The 18154-nt window shown below is 61.3% G+C and carries 15 protein-coding genes; 10 read left to right on the forward strand and 5 right to left on the reverse strand.

Going from position 1 to position 18154, the window contains the following annotated elements:
- Nucleotides 1–16 precede the first annotated feature (16 nt).
- The 3 genes from PH551_RS08685 to PH551_RS08695 form a co-directional block, all read right to left on the reverse strand.
- Complete coding sequence (locus PH551_RS08685; protein WP_285192671.1) at nucleotides 17–1195, reverse strand: acetate/propionate family kinase; 1179 nt, start codon at nucleotides 1193–1195, stop codon at nucleotides 17–19.
- A 138-nt stretch (nucleotides 1196–1333) separates the two neighbouring features.
- Nucleotides 1334–2905 (reverse strand): putative bifunctional diguanylate cyclase/phosphodiesterase, encoded by a 1572-nt coding sequence (locus PH551_RS08690; protein WP_285192672.1) that lies wholly within the window; start codon nucleotides 2903–2905, stop codon nucleotides 1334–1336.
- A 474-nt stretch (nucleotides 2906–3379) separates the two neighbouring features.
- On the reverse strand, nucleotides 3380–3928 hold the full coding sequence (locus PH551_RS08695; protein ID WP_097597371.1) for a histidine phosphatase family protein: 549 nt from the start codon (nucleotides 3926–3928) through the stop codon (nucleotides 3380–3382).
- 231 nt (nucleotides 3929–4159) lie between these two features.
- Between PH551_RS08695 and PH551_RS08700 the strand changes: the two genes are divergently transcribed.
- From PH551_RS08700 to PH551_RS08710, 3 genes are all read left to right on the forward strand, one after another.
- Complete coding sequence (locus PH551_RS08700) at nucleotides 4160–4369, forward strand: CbtB domain-containing protein (protein ID WP_085779300.1); 210 nt, start codon at nucleotides 4160–4162, stop codon at nucleotides 4367–4369.
- Nucleotides 4370–4483: 114 nt separating this feature from the next.
- Nucleotides 4484–5218: a CbtA family protein gene (locus PH551_RS08705; protein ID WP_285192673.1), complete on the forward strand. Its 735-nt coding sequence runs from the start codon at nucleotides 4484–4486 to the stop codon at nucleotides 5216–5218.
- 53 nt (nucleotides 5219–5271) lie between these two features.
- Nucleotides 5272–5841: a hypothetical protein gene (locus PH551_RS08710; RefSeq protein ID WP_285192675.1), complete on the forward strand. Its 570-nt coding sequence runs from the start codon at nucleotides 5272–5274 to the stop codon at nucleotides 5839–5841.
- Here PH551_RS08710 and PH551_RS08715 read toward each other — a convergent pair.
- Entirely contained in the window at nucleotides 5826–6488 is a 663-nt protein-coding gene (locus PH551_RS08715; protein WP_285192676.1) for a sulfite oxidase-like oxidoreductase, read from the reverse strand. The genes PH551_RS08710 and PH551_RS08715 overlap by 16 nt on opposite strands.
- Before the next feature lie 109 nt (nucleotides 6489–6597).
- Here PH551_RS08715 and PH551_RS08720 point away from each other — a divergent pair, with 109 nt between their 5' ends.
- The 6 genes from PH551_RS08720 to PH551_RS08745 all read left to right on the forward strand — a co-directional run bounded on the left by PH551_RS08720 (nucleotide 6598) and on the right by PH551_RS08745 (nucleotide 14482).
- The gene (locus tag PH551_RS08720; RefSeq protein ID WP_285192677.1) at nucleotides 6598–8472 is read left to right on the forward strand and encodes a sensor histidine kinase; all 1875 of its coding nucleotides are present in this window, start codon (nucleotides 6598–6600) and stop codon (nucleotides 8470–8472) included.
- Nucleotides 8469–9803: a sigma-54-dependent transcriptional regulator gene (locus PH551_RS08725; RefSeq protein ID WP_085779296.1), complete on the forward strand. Its 1335-nt coding sequence runs from the start codon at nucleotides 8469–8471 to the stop codon at nucleotides 9801–9803. Before PH551_RS08720 ends, PH551_RS08725 begins: the two co-directional genes overlap by 4 nt.
- Before the next feature lie 249 nt (nucleotides 9804–10052).
- Nucleotides 10053–11036, forward strand: coding sequence for a tripartite tricarboxylate transporter substrate-binding protein (locus PH551_RS08730; protein WP_285192678.1), 984 nt, complete (start codon nucleotides 10053–10055; stop codon nucleotides 11034–11036).
- A 208-nt stretch (nucleotides 11037–11244) separates the two neighbouring features.
- Nucleotides 11245–11706, forward strand: coding sequence for a tripartite tricarboxylate transporter TctB family protein (locus PH551_RS08735; protein ID WP_097597384.1), 462 nt, complete (start codon nucleotides 11245–11247; stop codon nucleotides 11704–11706).
- Nucleotides 11707–11715: 9 nt separating this feature from the next.
- Nucleotides 11716–13221 (forward strand): tripartite tricarboxylate transporter permease, encoded by a 1506-nt coding sequence (locus PH551_RS08740; RefSeq protein WP_086083013.1) that lies wholly within the window; start codon nucleotides 11716–11718, stop codon nucleotides 13219–13221.
- Nucleotides 13222–13312: 91 nt separating this feature from the next.
- Nucleotides 13313–14482: a M20 aminoacylase family protein gene (locus tag PH551_RS08745; RefSeq protein ID WP_285192679.1), complete on the forward strand. Its 1170-nt coding sequence runs from the start codon at nucleotides 13313–13315 to the stop codon at nucleotides 14480–14482.
- 84 nt (nucleotides 14483–14566) lie between these two features.
- Here the strand turns inward: PH551_RS08745 and PH551_RS08750 are convergent, their stop codons facing one another.
- Entirely contained in the window at nucleotides 14567–16339 is a 1773-nt protein-coding gene (locus PH551_RS08750) for an SLC13 family permease (RefSeq protein ID WP_285192708.1), read from the reverse strand.
- A 264-nt stretch (nucleotides 16340–16603) separates the two neighbouring features.
- Here PH551_RS08750 and PH551_RS08755 point away from each other — a divergent pair, with 264 nt between their 5' ends.
- Nucleotides 16604–18145 carry a UbiA family prenyltransferase gene (locus PH551_RS08755; protein WP_285192680.1) on the forward strand — a complete coding sequence of 514 codons (1542 nt, stop codon included), beginning with the start codon at nucleotides 16604–16606 and terminating at the stop codon, nucleotides 18143–18145.
- Nucleotides 18146–18154: the final 9 nt, after the last annotated feature.

Consider the following 18154-nt stretch of genomic DNA (forward strand, 5'->3'; position numbering starts at 1 on the left):
GCGCCATTGATCTGGATCAGCGGGCGCGAAGAACGGACAGCGCTTCATCGGCGATCACCTGTTCTTCGTCCGTGGCAATGACATGGGCGACAATGCGGCTTTCCCTGGTGCTGATCGTGAAACCATTGGCGGCATTGGCCTTCTCGTCGATCGAAAGGCCAAGCCAGGACAGGCGTTTCGCCACGCCGGCGCGGATTTCCGGCTGATGCTCACCAATGCCGGCGGTGAAGACGATGGCATCGAGGCCGCGGAGGGTTACCGCCATGCGGCCGATCTCGCCGGCAATGCGCAGTGTGAAAAGGTCGATCGCCTGGCGCGCTTCCGGCCGGCTGTCCTTCAACAGATCGCGCGTGTCGGCGCTGATGCCGGAGACGCCGAGCAGGCCTGAGCGGTGATAGAGCAGATCCTCGATCTCACCCAGAGACCGTTTTCTCTCTCCTGCCAGGTGCAGGATCACGCCGGGATCGAGGCAGCCCGGGCGTGTCGCCATCGGGATGCCGTCGAGGGTCGAAAAGCCCATGCTGCAATCGCGGCTGATGCCGTCTTCCATCGCACAGAGGCTGGCGCCGCTGCCGAGATGGGCGACCACAGCCCTTGCCGTATGCGGCGCCTTGCGAGCGAGTTCACTGGCGATGAACTTATAAGAAAGCCCGTGGAAGCCGTAACGCTTGATGCCCTCCTCATGCAGGGAACGGGGTATGGCGAGGCGGCGAACGAGATCGTCCTGCGTGGCATGGAAGGCCGTGTCGAAGGAGGCTGTCTGGACAAGATGCGGCTTCAGGTGACAGAGCGCGCGGATGATGCGCAGCGCTTGCGGTTGGTGCAGGGGAGCGAGCGGGATCAGCGCTTCGATCCCATCGGTGGCGGCGTCATCAAGCGCGACGGCGCTCGTGAAGCGCTCGCCGCCATGGACGACGCGGTGGCCGGCTACGGCCGCCGCTGCCATATCGAAATGATCGGCGAGACGCGTGAAGGTCTCGTCGATGACCCCGTGCAGATCGTCCGTCACCTCCGCCTTCAGGGGCATATCGAATGTCTGCGATCCCTTGGTCAGGACAAGCGAGAGCGGCTCGGCGCGGAGATCGATGACGCCCTTTCCTAGGTGTCGTGCCTCGGCACCATCAATCGAGAAGACGCCGACCTTCACCGTCGATGAGCCGGCGTTGAATGTCAGGAGGAGGTCGGTGGATGACATGTCTTCAGAGACTCCGCACAGTCGTCACGATGACCGAACTTAGCGCCGAAACTCCCGCCGGAAAGGCATGGCCGCCCGAGCGCCACATGCTGACGGTGCGTGGCAGCCTTGGGACAGTTTTGTCGAATTACGCGAGGGTCAGGCGGTTGACGCCAGATTGGCGTTGCGATCGCGGATGAAGATGCTCGCCTCGGCGGCGGGCATCGCCTTACCGAAAAGATAGCCTTGGCCGATGTCGCAGCCGAGCTGCAGCAGGAAGGCAAGCTGGCCATGCTCCTCGACACCTTCCGCAGTCGTCTTGATGTTGAGGCTTCTGCTGAGGCCAAGCATGGCGCGGACGATTTTTTCCTGCCGTTCATCATCGCGATAGGTGGCGATGAAGCTCTTGTCGATCTTGATCTTGTCGAAGCGGTAGCGGGCGAGCTGGGCAAGGCTCGAATAGCCCGTGCCGAAATCGTCGAGAGCGATCTGGATTCCAGCCGCATGCAGCTCTTCGAGAATGATGGCGGCGATAGCGGGATCCTGGATCAGCGCGTTTTCGGTGATCTCAATCTCCAGGCGTTGCGGCGGCAGCCGGCTTGCTGAAAGGACCTTGAGGATGCGGGAGGCCAGCAGCCTGTCTTCCATCTGTACCGGCGACACGTTGAAGGACAGGGTGACATGCGCTGGCCAAGTGAGCGCATCGCCGCAGGCCTGCGCAAGGAGATCCTCGAACAGGGCGGTGATCATCCCAGTTTCCTCTGCAATGTCGATGAAAACAGGCGGCGGAATATTGACACCATCCTCGCCGACCCAGCGCGCGAGGGCTTCGAAACCGCAAAGCTTGCCAGTTTTCAAATCAATCAAAGGTTGATAGAAAGGCATGATCGCCTTGTCGGCGATTGCCGCGCGCAGCCTGCTTTCCAGAGAGGCGCGTTCCGTTACCTTGTCCTGCATCGAAGCTTCGAAGACGAGATAATGGTTAGGGCCGCGTGATTTGGCCTCATACATGGCGAGATCCGCACGGTGGGCGGCGTCTTCCAGCGGCTCGCTGCCCTCAAGCCAGCGATCATAGCCGACGCTGGCGCCGACTTCGACGGCAAAGCCATCGATATGGATCGGCCGGGTGACTGCCTGGATCAGCAACTTGGCGAAACGCTCCTCGCGCTCTGCCGTCAGGGAAAAGGCGACGATGATGAATTCGTCACCGCCGAAGCGGTAAACGCAATCCGCGTTGCCAAGCGCGCAGATGCGTCTGGCAACTTCGACCAGCAACACGTCGCCGCCCTTGTGGCCGACGAGATCGTCGACTTTTTTGAAGCCGTCGAGGTCGACGGAGAAGATCGTGACGTTGTCGTCCCATTCCTCGATCTCGCCCTCGTCGCTTCTGACCGGCCGTGAGAGGATTTTGCGCTCGAAGGCGTAGCGGTTCGGCAGCTTGGTCAGATGGTCGTGGGTTGCCGTCCAATCGGCCTTTGCCTGTTCGGTGGCGCGCAGCTCCATTTCCTTGCGCAGGTCGGCGATGCGCAGCACCGAATAGATGAAGCTCATCGCGCCAGCGATGCCGAGAGCCAGAACGAGCTTATCCGCCCCGTACTCGCCGAAACCGGTCATGAAGGAGACGAGGCGGTCGTCGAAGTGCAGCACCGTGCCGAGGATCCAGAGGGTTACTCCGAAAAACACAACCGACACGCATTGCCTTCCGGCCCTGCTTCGGAAAAACGCAGGCATTATCGCATTCTCCATCTCCACCCTCTGCCGGACTATCAGGAAAATCTGAAATGTTCGTTGAAACCATAAGGCGAATTGTTGGAGGTGGCAGCCCGTCCGTTGCGGTGCTGTCGGGACGTCGGCTGCGCTACGGCGTTTCGCTGGTGCTGCTTCGAAGACTGGAGAATGTCCGGATTCAAGACGAGGGGAGCCTCACGAAAGAACGAGGGCGAGCGTGCTGTCGCATCGCTCGCCCCGTCTCGCTCTTCAGGCGGTGACGATCAGCAGCGGAACGCTGACGACCAGACCGACCATAACTAAGGTGAACGTCACGACCCTCATCAAGCGCAGGCGCCGCGTACGCTCCCCACTCCAATCATATGCCATAGCTTCCGTCTCCTTGGGACAAGGAAGTAGTCCCGGTCAGACCCGGTTCAATAGAGATGACGCGATTTGCTTGCGTAAGGCTGGATAGTATGAGGGATGTCTAATTCTCTAGAGGCGCAGCGACCAGCGCTGTCCATTGCTGGTCATCCGAACGACCACCAGCGGCTCGACGTCGACGAGCCAGAAGGAGGGGAGGGGAGCCTGAAGCACATGCGCAATCGCTGTTCTTATAATCGATGCGTGGGTGACGGCTATCACATGGCCGCCGAGCGTGGATTGTTCATCCATCCAGCCGGCGACGCGCGTCCGCAGACCGAGAAAACTGTCGCCGCCATGTGGGGCGGCTTCCGGATCGCTCATCCAAGCCATGAGGTTCTCCGGCTCTTCGGTGCCGATTGCCGCAATCGGCCTGCCGGCCCAGCGGCCATTGTCGCAGTCGGCAAGCCGCTGTTCTATTTGAGCGTCGAGACCGAGGGCTGTAGCGGTCTGGCGGGCACGCAAAGCCGGGCTCGTGACGATCCGGTCGGCGCGAGGCAGGGCGGTCATCCGGCCGGCTTCTTCAGCGGCCTTGTCTTCCAGCGGCTCATCCAGCGGGAACAGGGCCTTGCGGCTTGCCGCCGTGGCGCCGTGACAGATCCAGGTGAGGCGGGTATTCACGGTTGTTCCGATCTTCGCAATATGGTGAGGACGACCCTTCGCCGGCGTCTCGAAGTTTCGTTGACAGTCTCTTCGGCGTCCAGATATAACCGTGCTGTTGCGGGTTTGGAAGCCGGTGGAAATCCGGCGCGGTCGCGCCACTGTGACCAGCGTTTCGAAGTTCTTTACGCTGGAAGTCAGACCCTGCCGCACAACACTCTTTCGACTGAACGCGTCATTCCGGAGGGATACATGTCTGACACCACTTTCGCGCCCGTTGCGGCACCGGCGCCAATCCCTGTAGGGGAAATCCTGCCCTGGGCGGTTTTCGGCGGCCTGCTGATGCTCATCGTTCTTTATTTCGTCGGCACCGAGGAAGGCGCGATGGCGCTGTTCAACGGCATGTATGTGCACGAATTCGTGCATGACGGCCGCCATCTGCTCGGCTTTCCCTGCCACTAAAGCGCATCGCGATCTTTCAGATTCGCTTCTCGCGCTTTAGGTCTTTGTTTACGCATGTCGTTATCGCAAAACTGCTGCACACTTTTGTGCGACATGCTTAGTGGGAATATTGAGATGGTTGGAAAGCTTCTGCTTCGCGGCATGCTCGCGGGCCTGATTGCTGGCATCCTCGTTTTCGCTTTCGCCCATATCTTCGGCGAGCCGCTGGTCGATGCGGCAATCGCCTTCGAGGAGGCGAGCGCCCAGGCGGCGGGCGAAGCTGCCGAACCTGAAATCGTCAGCCGCGCCACGCAGGCTGGTCTCGGCCTTTTCACCGGCGTCATGGCCTACAGTATCGCCGTCGGCGGGCTCTTTTCGCTCGCCTTCGCCTTCGTACATGGCCGCTTCAGCAGCCTCTCGGCGCGCGGCACCTCGGCCGTCATCGCCATTGCCGCCTTCGTGGCAGTGGTGCTTGTTCCCGGAATCAAATATCCGGCCAACCCCCCAGCGGTCGGCAATCCCGAAACGATCGGCGTCAGGACCGAGCTGTTCTTCCTGATGATTGTCGTTTCGCTCGCCTCGCTGGTTGCCGCGGTCGCGCTGTCGCGCCGACTTGGCGAGCGCTTCGGTCTCTGGAACGGCGCGATCATCGCCGGCATCGCCTATCTCGTCTTCATCGGCTTCGTGCTTTACCTGTTGCCGCCGATCAACGAGGTGCCCGAGAATTTCTCGGCGATGGTACTCTGGCGGTTCCGCACCACCTCGCTCGGCATGCATGCGATCCTTTGGGCAACGCTCGGTCTGGTTTTCGGAGCGCTGGCAGAAAGGGGTCTTTCCGCCAAGAGTGGACTGCGGCCGGCGTTCCGGTGATGCAGCATATTGGCAGGTTTGCTTTTCTCGGTCTCATCGCGAGCCTGTTGCCAATGTTTATCGGAAATGCTTTCGGCCATGGGAGCAGCTCTGGCGGCTCCGATACCGGTCTCGATATTCCGGCAATTTCCCACGGCGAGATGGCGATCATTTCGGAGTATCGCAGCAGCATCAGCATGTTGGTGTCACGGGCGGCCGATACGAACGAATCGTTCCGGCGTGTCCTGAACTACGCCGAAATCCAGTATTCCTATTGCCTCTGGGGTCGGATGCCCGGCAGCGTGACGGACGAGGAGAGCCCGTTCAACGAATGCGCCCATGCCTATCTCGCGGCGACGAAAGCCGTGCTGCTGGCGATGCGTGAGATGCCGCGGGAGGCAACCGCGGCGGGCGAAATCATCTCGGCCATCGACGCCGAGATGGCGGGTCGCGGGCTTGCCTTCATTACCTGCCAGTTCAGCGGCGAGGCATTCAATACCGCCAACATCGTCAAGCCGAGCTGGAGCAAGGTGCCGCTTCATCCTGCCAGCATGGCGTCCCTGACGGGGTTGGCCGCCATGTTGGGGCTTGCCATCCGGACGCTTCGCCGCTTCCTGCGGCCGAAGGCTCAGTCGTCGGAATAGCGCTGCTCGCGCCACGGATCGCCATACATATGGTAGCCGTTCTTTTCCCAGAAGCCGGCCTCGTCGGCGGCGAGCAACTCGATGCGGCGCAGCCATTTGGCGCTTTTCCAGAAATAAAGATGCGGCACGACGAGCCGCATCGGACCTCCGTGCTCCGGTGTCAGCGGCAAGCCTTCCCAGGAGGTCGCCAGGATCGCATCCTCGGCGGCGAAATCGGCGAGCGGCAGATTGGTGGTGTAGCCGTCATAGCTCGTCAGTATCACGTAGGCCGCTTCCGGTTTCGGCATGGCGCGATCGAGCAGATCCCGCGTCGAAACGCCTTTCCAGTTGTTGTCATAACGCGACCAGGTGGTGACGCAGTGGATGTCGCTCACCCCAGTGCTCTGCTCCATCGCCTGGAAATCGGCCCAGGTGAGGGTGAGAGGCGTTTCGACCAGACCACGCACTTCAAGCCGCCAGCTCTCGGTTGAGATGACCGGCTGCTGGCCGAGATCGAGCACCGGCCAATTCTTGACGAGGTGCTGGCCGGGCGGCAGGCGCTCGGTCTCGGGCCTGCTGATGCGCCCGGTCAGGAACTTGCCCTCTGACGCCCAGCGGCGCTTGGAGTTGGTGAGTTTGCTGTCGGCGGGCGTTTGGTCGTCGCTCATGAATGGGTTTCCTTGCGGTGCAGCAATAGGACATCCGTCCCTGCCGAGTGTCAAGTTCCGGTGAGCCCTTGGAAATCCTCGCTTGCCTCATTAAACTGAGCCGTCGGGCATGCCTTGCTGGGGAGTGAAGGCAGAAAGGGAGGAGCCGGATCTGTCTTCGAAATATCGTGCCATCGCGGCGCTGCTGGTGGTGCCGTTTGTGATCTTCGCCTTCTTCACCTATGGAAGCGCGATTGCGACGCGCGCCTATATGCAGCAGGCTTCCGCTCAGGCGGGAACGGCGCTGCGCCTTGCCGTCTCGGCGCTCAGCGGCCACCTCAACCGCTACGAGGCGCTGCCGGCGCTGATCGCCGATCACGACGATATCAAGGAACTGGTGAGCGCGCCCAACGATATGGCGCTGCGTGATGCGGCCAATCTCTATCTCAAGGAGATCAACGGGCTTTTAAAATCCTCCGACATCTATGTGGTGAAGCCGGACGGGGAGACGATCGCGGCGAGCAATTACGATGGACCGGGGAGCTTCGTCGGCCAGAATTTCAATTACCGGCCATATTTCCAGGAGGCGATCGAAGGCCGGCAGGCGCGGTTTTACGCACTTGGCACCACATCGCTAAAGCGAGGATATTATTTTTCGGCTCCGATCAGGGTCGGTGCGGACATTCGCGGCGTCATCGTCTTCAAGGTCGATATCGACATGATCGAATCCTCCTGGAGCGGTGGCGAATACAAGATCTTCGTCTCCGATCCCGAGGGCATCATCTTCATGTCCGGCAGCCCGGAATGGCTCTATGGCGCGATCCTGCCGCTGACCGCCGATCGTATTGCCCGCACCGAGGCGTCGCGGCGATACGCCAATGCGAAGCTGACGGCGCTGCCGGTGACGCGCCATCGCTTCGAGCCGCATGATCTGATGACGCTTGCGAGTGATCGGGGCGCAAGCGAGTATCTGGTGCTGTCGCATTACATGCCGGCCGAGGACTGGACGGTGAATGTGCTGATGGAGACAAGCTCCATCCGCGCTCAGGCGCGCACCGCGCTTGTCGCCGTCTTTCTCATCCTTTGCATCGCCGGCCTTGCTGTCGCGGTCATTCGCCAGCGGCGGGCGCGACTTGCCGAGCGCATGCAGATGCAGGCCGAAGCGCGGGGTGAGCTCGAGCGGCGGGTGGAGGAGCGCACGGCGGATCTTGCCCGCGTCAACAGCCGCATCGAGGAGGAGATCGCCGAGCGGCGGCTGACCGAGCAGCAGCTTCGCCAGACCCAGGCCGATCTCATCCAGGCGGGCAAACTCGCTGGGCTCGGGCAGATGTCGGCTGCCCTTTCGCATGAATTCAATCAGCCGCTCGCCGCCGCCAAGACCTACACGGACAGTGCCTCGGTGCTGATCGATCGAGGCCGGACGGAGGAGGCGCGCGACAATATAAGGCGGATCGGCGGGTTGATCGACCGCATGGCCGCAATCAGCCGGCACCTGCGCAATTTTGCCCGCAAGCCGAACGAGAAGCTCGGGCCCGTTTCACTCGACGAGGCGATGCGCGATACACTCGAGATCATCGCCTGGCGGCTGAAGGCGGCGGACGCCGAGCTCCGGCTCGATCTCGGAACGCACCCGCCGGTGGTGCGCGCCGGCTCGGTGCGGCTGCAGCAGGTGCTGGTGAATGTGATCTCCAACGCGGCCGATGCGGTGGAGGGGTTGGATGACAGGCGCATTGAGGTTTCGGCTTTCGAGGAGGCCGGCAAGGTAGTGCTGACGGTGCGCGATCACGGACCCGGCGTGTCGGCGGCGATCGCCGAGCGCATCTTCGATCCCTTCTTCACGACCAAGGGTGTCGGCAAGGGGCTCGGCTTGGGGCTTTCGATCTCCTACAACATCGTCAAGGATTTCGGCGGCAGCCTGACGGCTGCCAATCATTCCGAAGGGGGCGCGGTGTTCCGCATCGAGCTGCAATCGGCGGCAGGGCTGATTCCGGAGGCGGCGGAATGAATGATGCGAAGATCCTGCTCGTCGACGACGAGGAAGAATTGCGCCGCTCGACGGCGCAGGCGCTGGAACTCTCCGGCTTCAGCGTCGAGACCTTTTCGAGCGGCGAACATGTGCTGGAACTGATTGGCTACAGTTTTCCCGGCGTCGTCGTCAGCGATATCCGAATGCCCGGCATTGATGGAATGACTTTGATGCAGAAGATCCGTGAGATCGATCAGGAGGTGCCCGTGATCCTCGTCACCGGCCACGGCGATGTACAGCTCGCGGTCAAGGCGATGCGCGAAGGCGCCTATGATTTCATCGAGAAGCCGTTCACGCCTGAAATGCTCGCCGGCGTCATTCGCCGAGCGATGGAGCGGCGCGGGCTGGTGCTCGAAAACCGACTGCTGAAGGCGGTTGCCGGCAAACGCGACGACATCGAGGCGCGGCTGCCGGGGCGCACGCAGGTGATGGTGGATCTGCGCTATCGCATCCGCGCGATCGGCGCCAGCGATGCCGATACGCTGATCGTCGGTGATACCGGGGCGGGCAAGGAGGTCGTGGCCCGCGCACTTCACGATATCAGCGCCCGGGCGAGCCGGCCGTTCATTGCGATCAACTGCGCCGCGCTGCCGGCGAACCTGATCGAGAGCGAGCTCTTCGGCCACGAGCCTGGCGCCTTCCCGGGCGCGGTCAGGCCGCGTTACGGGAAGTTCGAACATGGGCGCGGCGGCACCATCCTGCTCGACGAGATCGGCTCCATGCCCTTCGATCTGCAGGCGAAGTTCTTGCGGGTGCTGCAGGAGCGGGTGATCTCCAGGCTCGGATCGAACGAGGTCGTGCCGCTCGACGTGCGCTTCATCGCGACGAGCAAAGTAGACCTAGAGGCGGAGGTAGCCGCTGGCCGCTTTCGCGCCGATCTGTTTTACCGACTGAACGTCGCGACGCTGCATGTGCCGTCGCTGTCGCAGCGGCGGGCGGACATTCCGCTGCTTTTCCTGCAACTGTTGCGCGAAGCGGCCGCCCGCTACGGCCGCGACGAGGTGGCCGTGCCGCCGGAGGTGATCTCCGACATCGCCCAGCGCGACTGGCCCGGCAATGTGCGGGAACTGAGGAATGCCGCCGACCGTCTGGTCCTGGGTCTCGACAATGGCGGACGGCACACCGAGGAGGCAATCGGACTTGCAGAGCGGGTCGCCGAATTCGAGCGAGGGATTATCGCCAGCGCGCTGGTGGCGCATGGGGGCAGTCTCAGGCCTGTTTATGAATCCCTCGGCATCTCCCGCAAGACCCTTTACGAAAAGATGCAGAAATACGGCCTCGACAAGCGGATGCTGACGACCGAAAGCTAATCCTGGTTTGCGTCGTGCATTCTCCGGGACAATGGTGCTCCAGCCCTGGAACGTTGCGCGTTGGGTGGAAATCCACCCATCGCCTATGCCGTTTGTTTCCAAATCGACCCATGCTGCATTGCACTGCCGCAGAATCATCTTGCGGAAGCGACGGTAATGATTGCGGCGCGATTTCTCTCGGCGGCAAATAGGTCATCCCCGGCGCGGAGGATGTGTCGGCGGGGTTGCTGTTTCATCAGGGAGGAAACGATGAAAATCCTGAAGGCCGTGCTCGGCCTGACCGCGGCTGCCGCGGTCTCTCTTCTCGCCGGCGTCGCTTCGGCGCAGACCTACCCCGAACGCACCATCACCATGGTCGTCCCCTTTGCGGCGGGCGGCCCCACCGACACGGTTGCGCGCCTTGTGGCGGAATCCATGTCGAAGGATCTCGGCCAGCAGATCGTCGTTGAAAATGTCGGCGGCGCCGGCGGCACGCTCGGCGCCGGCCGGGTGGCGAGCGCCGATCCCGATGGTTACACCATCCTGTTGCACCATATCGGCATGGCGACCAGCGCCACGCTCTATCGCAAGCTCGCCTACGACACGCTCGGCGCCTTCGAATATGTCGGCCTCGTCACCGAGGTGCCGATGACGATCGTCGCACGCAAGGATTTCGAGCCGAGTGATCTCAAGGGACTGATCGACTACGTCAAGGCCAACAAGGACAAGGTGACGGTCGCCAATGCCGGCATCGGTGCGGCTTCGCATCTCTGCGGCATGATGTTCATGAGCGCCATCCAGACGCCACTCACGACCGTACCCTATAAAGGAACCGGCCCTGCGATGACGGATCTGCTCGGCGGCCAGGTCGATATCATGTGCGACCAGACCACCAACACGACGAAACAGATTAAGGGCGGCACGATCAAGGCCTATGCGGTGACCTCGCCGAAGCGTCTCGAGGTGTTGAAGGATGTACCGACGGCTGTCGAAGCCGGCCTGCCGGACTTCGAAGTGGGCATATGGCACGGCATCTACACACCGAAGGGTACGCCGGCCGCGATCAACGAGCGCCTGTCCAAGTCGCTGCAGCTGGCGCTGAAGGATCCGAATGTCGGCGCCCGCTTCGCCGAACTCGGCACGGCGCCGTCTTCCGATGCAGATGCAACGCCTGCTGCTTTGAAAGCCAAGCTCGAAAGCGAGATAGCCCGCTGGAAGCCGGTGATCGAGGCTGCCGGGGAATATGCGGACTAGTGAGGGATGTGCCAGGAATAGCCCCTCACCCTAACCCTCTCCCCTAAACGGGGAGAGGGGACCTGCCATGCGAGACATGGGGAGGAACGGAGAGGCTGCAGCATGTTCCCTTCTCCCCGCGAGCGGGGAGAAGGTGCCGGCAGGCGGATGAGGGGCCATCGCGGCAGTGACGGCATCACGTGAACCATCTCCAACTTCAGGAGACACCATGAAATCTATCAGTCTCGATAGCACCAATGCGATCTGCGGTGCGCTTTTCGTCGCGATCGGCGCTTTCTTTGCCTATCAGTCGGTCGGGCTCGACCTCGGCACGGCATTGCGCATGGGCCCCGGCTATTTTCCGTTTATCCTTGCCTGCGCGCTGATACTTCTCGGCGCGATCATCTTCATTCAGGCGCTGCGTGTGGAGGGGGAGCCGGTCGATCCGTTCGCCTGGCGCGGCATGCTCTTCATTCTGCCGGCTCCCGTCTTCTTCGGATTGACGGTGCGCGGGCTCGGATTTGCGCCGGCGCTGTTCTTCACCGCCTTCATCGCCTGCTTTGCGTCGCGCAAGATGAATCTGGTGTTCGCGGTCATCCTGTCGCTGCTGCTGACGGTCTTTTCGGTCGCCGTCTTCAGCTATGGGCTCGGACTGCCGTTCGAGCGTTTCGGCCCCTGGGTCCGGTTCTAGGAGGCGGCGATGGATCTTTTCAGCAATCTCGCGCTCGGCTTTGCCACGGCGGCAACGCTCGATAATCTCCTCTTCTGCCTGATTGGCGTGCTGCTCGGCACGCTGATCGGCGTACTGCCCGGTATCGGAGCCACGGCGACGATCGCCATGCTTTTGCCGATCACCTTCCAGCTCGAGCCGGTCTCCTCACTCATCATGCTCGCCGGCATCTACTACGGCGCGCAGTATGGCGGCTCGACAACGGCGATCCTCATCAACATGCCGGGCGAATCCTCCTCGGCCGTCACCGCGATCGACGGCTATCAGATGGCGCGCAAGGGCAGGGCGGGGGCGGCGCTGGCGATCGCGGCCCTCGGCTCGTTCTTCGCCGGTACGGTCTCGACCTTCCTCGTTGCGGTCTTCGCGCCGCCGCTGACCGACATTGCGCTGCAATTCGGATCGGCTGAATATTTCTCGCTGATGATCGTCGGTCTCGTGTCCTCGATCGCGCTGGCGCATGGCTCGGTCGTCAAGGCGCTGGCGATGGTGGCGCTCGGGCTGCTGCTCGGCCTCGTCGGCACCGATATCTATACCGGCACGCCGCGTTTTACGCTCGGCATCCGTGAATATGCCGACGGGCTGAATTTCGTGGCGCTCGCCGTCGGCGTCTTCGGCGTCGCTGAAATCCTGCGTAATCTCGAGGGAGAGTCGACAAGAACGGTGCTGATGGCCAAGGTATCGGGCCTCTTGCCTTCGCGCCAGGAATTCAAGGAGATGATCGCGCCCATCATTCGCGGCACCGCCATCGGCTCGGCGCTCGGCATCCTGCCGGGTGGCGGGGCGATCCTCGCTTCCTTCGCCTCTTATACGGTGGAAAAGCGCTTGTCGAAGACGCCGAAGGAATTTGGCCAGGGCGCGGTTGCCGGCGTTGCAGGCCCGGAATCGGCCAATAATGCCGGAGCGCAGACCTCATTCATTCCGTTGCTGACGCTCGGCATTCCGGCCAATCCGGTGATGGCGCTGATGATCGGCGCCATGATCATCCAGGGCATCGTGCCAGGCCCGAACGTCGCCACCGAGCAGCCGGCGCTGTTCTGGGGCATCATCGCCTCGATGTGGATCGGCAATCTGATGCTCGTCATCCTCAACCTGCCGCTGATCGGGCTCTGGGTGAAGCTGTTGACGGTGCCTTATTACGTACTCTTCCCCATCATCATGGCCTTCTGCTCGATTGGGGTCTACAGCGTCAATTCCAACGTCTACGATCTCTATGCCGTCGCCTTCTTCGGCCTCATCGGCTATGTGCTGGCCAAGCTGCGCTGCGAGCCGGCGCCGCTGCTGCTCGGCTTCGTGCTCGGGCCGCTGCTGGAAGAGAACCTCAGACGCGCCATGATCCTGTCGCGCGGCGACCCTAGCACCTTCATCACACGGCCGATCAGCGCCACGCTTCTGGCTATCGCGGTCGCCGTGCTCATCGTCGTCTTCCTGCCGAGCGTCAGGAAGAAGCGCGAGGAGGTATTCGTCGAAGAAGCTTGAGGGTTGAACTCGCGAGCTGTTTGATGAAAAACGAATGATCTGACGCGGGCGCCGTTCGGGCGCCCGTTTCACATGGAGGGATATCCAGCCCATGAGTATTCCTGCCCGGATCAAGGACGATCTGCCGTTCCTCACCGCCTTGCGCCGCGATCTGCACGCCCATCCGGAACTCGGTTTCGAGGAGGAGCGCACCGCCGGTATCGCCGCCAAGCTTCTTGAGGAGGCCGGCATCGCCGTGCATCGCGGGCTTGCCGGCACCGGCGTGGTTGGCACGCTGCAGGTCGGCAATGACACGCGCAGGATCGGGTTGAGAGCCGATATGGATGCGCTCGCCATGCCTGAGATGGCGGAGCGGCCCTATAAATCGACAGTGCCTGGAAAGATGCATGCCTGCGGCCATGATGGCCATACGGCAATGCTGCTCGGCGCCGCGCGGTATCTGGCGGCGACGCGGAATTTTTCCGGCACCGTGCATTTCATCTTCCAGCCGGCCGAAGAAGGCCGCGGCGGGGCGAAGCGTATGGTCGAGGAGGGGCTCTTCCGGCTTTTCCCCTGCGATGCCGTCTATGGCCTGCACAATATGCCGGGGCTTGCCGTCGACGAGATCGCCGTGGTCGAGGGACCACAGCTCGCCTCCTCCGACAGCTGGCGCATCACCTTTCGCGGCGTCGGCACGCACGGCGCCAAGCCGCATCTCGGCCGCGATCCGATCACGGCAGCCGGTACTTTCCTATCATCGCTGCAGACGATCGTCGGCCGTGTTGTCGACCCGCTGCAGCCCGCGGTCCTCAGCGCCTGCTTTCTGCAGGCGGGCGATGCCAAGGCGTTGAACGTCATTCCCGATATTGTGGAGATCGGCGGAACGGCACGGGCCTATTCGCCTGAGGTGCGTGACCAGCTGGAGGCAGAGATCGCCCGGTTGGCGAGTGGGACGGCTGCGATGTACGGCGTATCGGCCGACTATCGTTTTGAGCGGCGCATACCACCTGTCGTCAATGATGCGGATGCGACATCACGGGCGCTTGCCGCCGCCGGCATCGTCTTTGGTGAAAAAGTGCGGAGGAAATTTCCGCCATCGACGGCCGGAGATGACTTTGCCTTCTTCGCGCAGAACGCGCCGGGCTGTTATGTCTGGCTGGGCAATGGACCGGCGGTTGACGGTGCGCTGCACCACAACACGGCTTATGATTTCAATGATGAGGCGCTTGGATACGGGGCGGCTTACTGGGTGGCGTTGGTGGAAGGGGAGTTGATGGTTTAAGCGATGTCCATTGCTCCGTTTTCGCTGTTTTGCGGCGCTGTGGCAGTCACGCACGACTTTTCGGAAGTGAGGCGTCGTTCCACACTAGTTGACGGGCCAGACAAATAGCAGCGCCGGCACGCTGACGAGAATAATCAACGCCGACAGCGGCAAGCCGAGTCGCGGATAATCGGAAAACTTGTAACCGCCAGGACCGAAGACGAGCGTGTTGCACTGATGGCCGACAGGCGTGAGGAAGTCGCAACCCGCGCCAATGGCCACCGCCATCAGGAAGGCTTCCGGTTTGAAGCCTAGACCCGTTGCAAAGCCTGCGGCGATCGGTGCCATGACAAGGACCGCTGCAGCGTTGTTGAGGAAGGGAGTAACGGCCATGGCGGTCACCAAGATCAGGCCGAGCGCACCCCATGCCGGCAGGTTCATCGCCGCCCCACTCAGCCAGCCGGCAATCAGATCGCTGCCGCCGGAGGTGCGCAAGGAGTCGGAGACGGGAATAAGGGCCGCGAGCATCACGAGGATCGGTCCATCAACCGATTTATAGACATCGGCAAGTGGAACAGCTCGAAAAACGACCATGCCCAGGGCGGCCGCGAAGAAGGCCACCGGAACCGGCGCGAGGCCGGCCGCGGTCGTTGCCATCGCGAGCGCCAGGATAAGAAGCGGAATGAAGGCGCGGCGGCGGGTGCCGAGCAGCACCTCGCGCTGTGCGAGTGGCAGCAGGCCGAAATCCTGCAGAAGGGCAGTCAGGCTTTTCCGGTTGCCTTGCAGAAGGAGCACATCACCGGTGCTGATCGTCAAGTTTCCAAGACGTTCCTTGAGGCGTTCACCGCGCCGGCTAATCGCCAAAAGGTTGACGCCGCGCGTGTAGGAAAGCGCCAATTCTTTGGCCGAAAGGCCAGCGAGGGATGATTCCTGACTAACGATTGCCTCAAGCGAAATTATGTCTGATTCCGGATGGCCGCCTTCCGCCAGAGGCTTGCCGGAAAGCTTCAATTTCCCCTGGGATACAATGCGATCCATCGCTGCCGATGGACCTTCAAGCATGATAATATCCTCAGTGCGAAGCGTGAGATCAGGGAATGCAGCCATTCGGGTACCACCCCGCAGCACTGCCGTGGCTATGACCTCACCATCACCGAGCTTCAGGAGATCGCTCAAAGCCTGCTCAACCAGAGTTGACTGGTCTGTGATCGCGACTTCGCTGGTGTAATTCTTGATTTCGATTGCATCTTCAATCGAGCTGTTCTGCTTGGTGCGGCTTGGCACCAGCCAGTGGAAGAACAAGAGGAAGGTGATGCCAACAATCGCGAGAACACCACCTGTCGGCGTGAAGTCAAACATGGTGAAGGAGGTCCCCGTCATCTCCTCCCGCAATCGTGAAACGACGATGTTGGGCGAGGTGCCAATCTGCGTCATCAATCCGCCAAGTAAAGCGGCAAACGACATCGGCATCAGGTATTTTGAAGGAGAGGCGCCGGATTTTTTCGCGAACTTGAAGGCGACCGGCATCATGATCGCAAGCGCGCCGATATTTTTAATGAAAGCAGAAAGCATCGCCACCGCAATCATCAAGAGCGCAAGCTGCGTGTAAAACGTGTCCAGATTCGGGAAAAATCTCTTGATTGCCGAATCCACAATGCCTGACCGCGCTACGCCTGCGCTGACGACCAGTGCGCTGCCAACGATAATGACGATGTCATCCGAAAATCCGGAAAACGCTTTTTCCGGCGGCACAATGCCGGTCGCGACTGCCAATACAAGCGCACAACACGCGACAACATCATAGCGGAAGCGATCCCATATAAAGACCGCCATCATGAGCCCGATGACAGAAAAGGCGATTATCTGTTGTGTTGTCATGCGGCCCTGGGAAGAGGCTGGGATGTTGCGGACAGCCGAGCTGAAAATGATATTCAGAAACGCTGTAACGTTGTGCAAGTTCCTCGGCACCAACTCCGGGGCCCGAACCTCTGGATCTGCGGAGATACTCTCCGTTTTACGAGAAAAAACTCAACCTCCGATAAGGTTCTCCCCGGCGGCACCTCACCCATTTTGGTGATGGAACTAAACTGCTTAGCCGTGGTTCGGCGAGCTTTCACGGTTTCGAAGCATAAGGGAAATCCTTTGAACGAGCTGCATCACGAATTCCAGCTACGAAGAGATTTTCTGCCGAGAGCCGAGGAGGACCAGTGGCCTCAACCTGAGCCTGCGGCATTGTCGGTGCACAGTCCACCGGACCTGCAAAGATCGCTGTCGCCCCGCCCATTAGTGGTTGATCTTGACGGCACCCTGGTGCGATCCGACCTGCTAATTGAGGCGGCCTTCTCGGAGCTTAGCCGTCGGCCCCATTCGATCGTCGATTTCATCAGGTCGCTTTCCGCCGGAAAGGCATGTCTGAAGCACCGCCTGTCTCAGCCAGCGGATTTCGATCCATCCATCCTTCCTTATGACGCGGAAGTGCTGAAGGTCATCAAGACCGCACGGGAGGAGGGGCGTTCGGTTTATCTCGCTTCTGCAACCCACGAGCGCCTGGTTTGCGCGGTTGCAGACCACCTCGGCCTCTTCACCGGCTGGTTTGCAACAAGCGAGACGATGAATTGTGCCGCCGAGCTAAAGGCGGCAAAACTCGTGGCCGCCTTCGGAGAGGGTGGCTTCGACTATATCGGCAACGGCTCGGCCGACTTGGCAGTCTGGCGCCACGCCGCAAAGTCTTATGCCATAAGGACATCGGCGGCAGTTGCGCGAGCGCTTTCGTACCAATGCGAGAACGTCGAGCATCTGAGCCACGACAAACCGACATGGCGGATTTGGGCGCGTTCGTTGCGAGTGCATCAATACGTCAAGAACGCGTTGGTATTTGTCCCGTTGCTGACAAATCAACTCTTTGAGCTCCATAGCCTTGCGAATGCCTGCTTGGCTTTGGTGGCTTTTTCGCTCTGTGCCTCGGGCGTATATCTCCTGAACGACTTGGTCGATCTGCAGGACGACCGCCGGCATAAAACCAAATGCCGCAGACCCCTTGCCTGTGGCGAGATACCGCTTTCGCGCGCCGTTCTGGCAATCCCGATCCTGCTTTTGCTGGCGCTAACGGTCGCCGCCATGGTTTCATCGGTCTTTGTGCTCGTGCTGGCGGGATATTTCGCCTTGACCACCGCCTATTCTTTCTTCCTCAAGCGGAAGATGATCCTGGACGTGGTGGCTCTCGCCTCCCTTTACACCACACGGGTGATCGGCGGCGCTGCCGCCGTCTCGGTGTGGCCATCTCCCTGGCTGCTTGCCTTCATGATGAGCTGGTTTCTCTCGCTCGCTTTGGTGAAGCGATACACCGAGCTCATTTCGCGACGCGCCGCGCACCTGCCGGACTCCAGAAACCGCGATTACAGGAAGGCGGATATTGGTATGGTGGGTGCCCTGGCAGCTGGAGCAGGAATGAACGCGCTGACGTTATTTGCCCTCTATGCCGCAAGCGACAGTGCCCAAGACATCTACACTAGGCCAGCTATGCTGTGGTTGGCCGGGCCGATCCTTGCCTGCTGGATTGCCCGCATCCTCATGCTCGCCCATCGGGGGCAGATGCATGACGATCCAGTCGTCTTCGCGATGAAGGACAAGGTCAGCCTTGCCACGCTCGGCGTTGCCGGCGCACTTGTCATCGCCGCGATGTGAGGTGGTCGC

Origin of the sequence: Rhizobium atlanticum (assembly GCF_030182485.1) — a bacterium.
Lineage (GTDB): Bacteria > Pseudomonadota > Alphaproteobacteria > Rhizobiales > Rhizobiaceae > Rhizobium.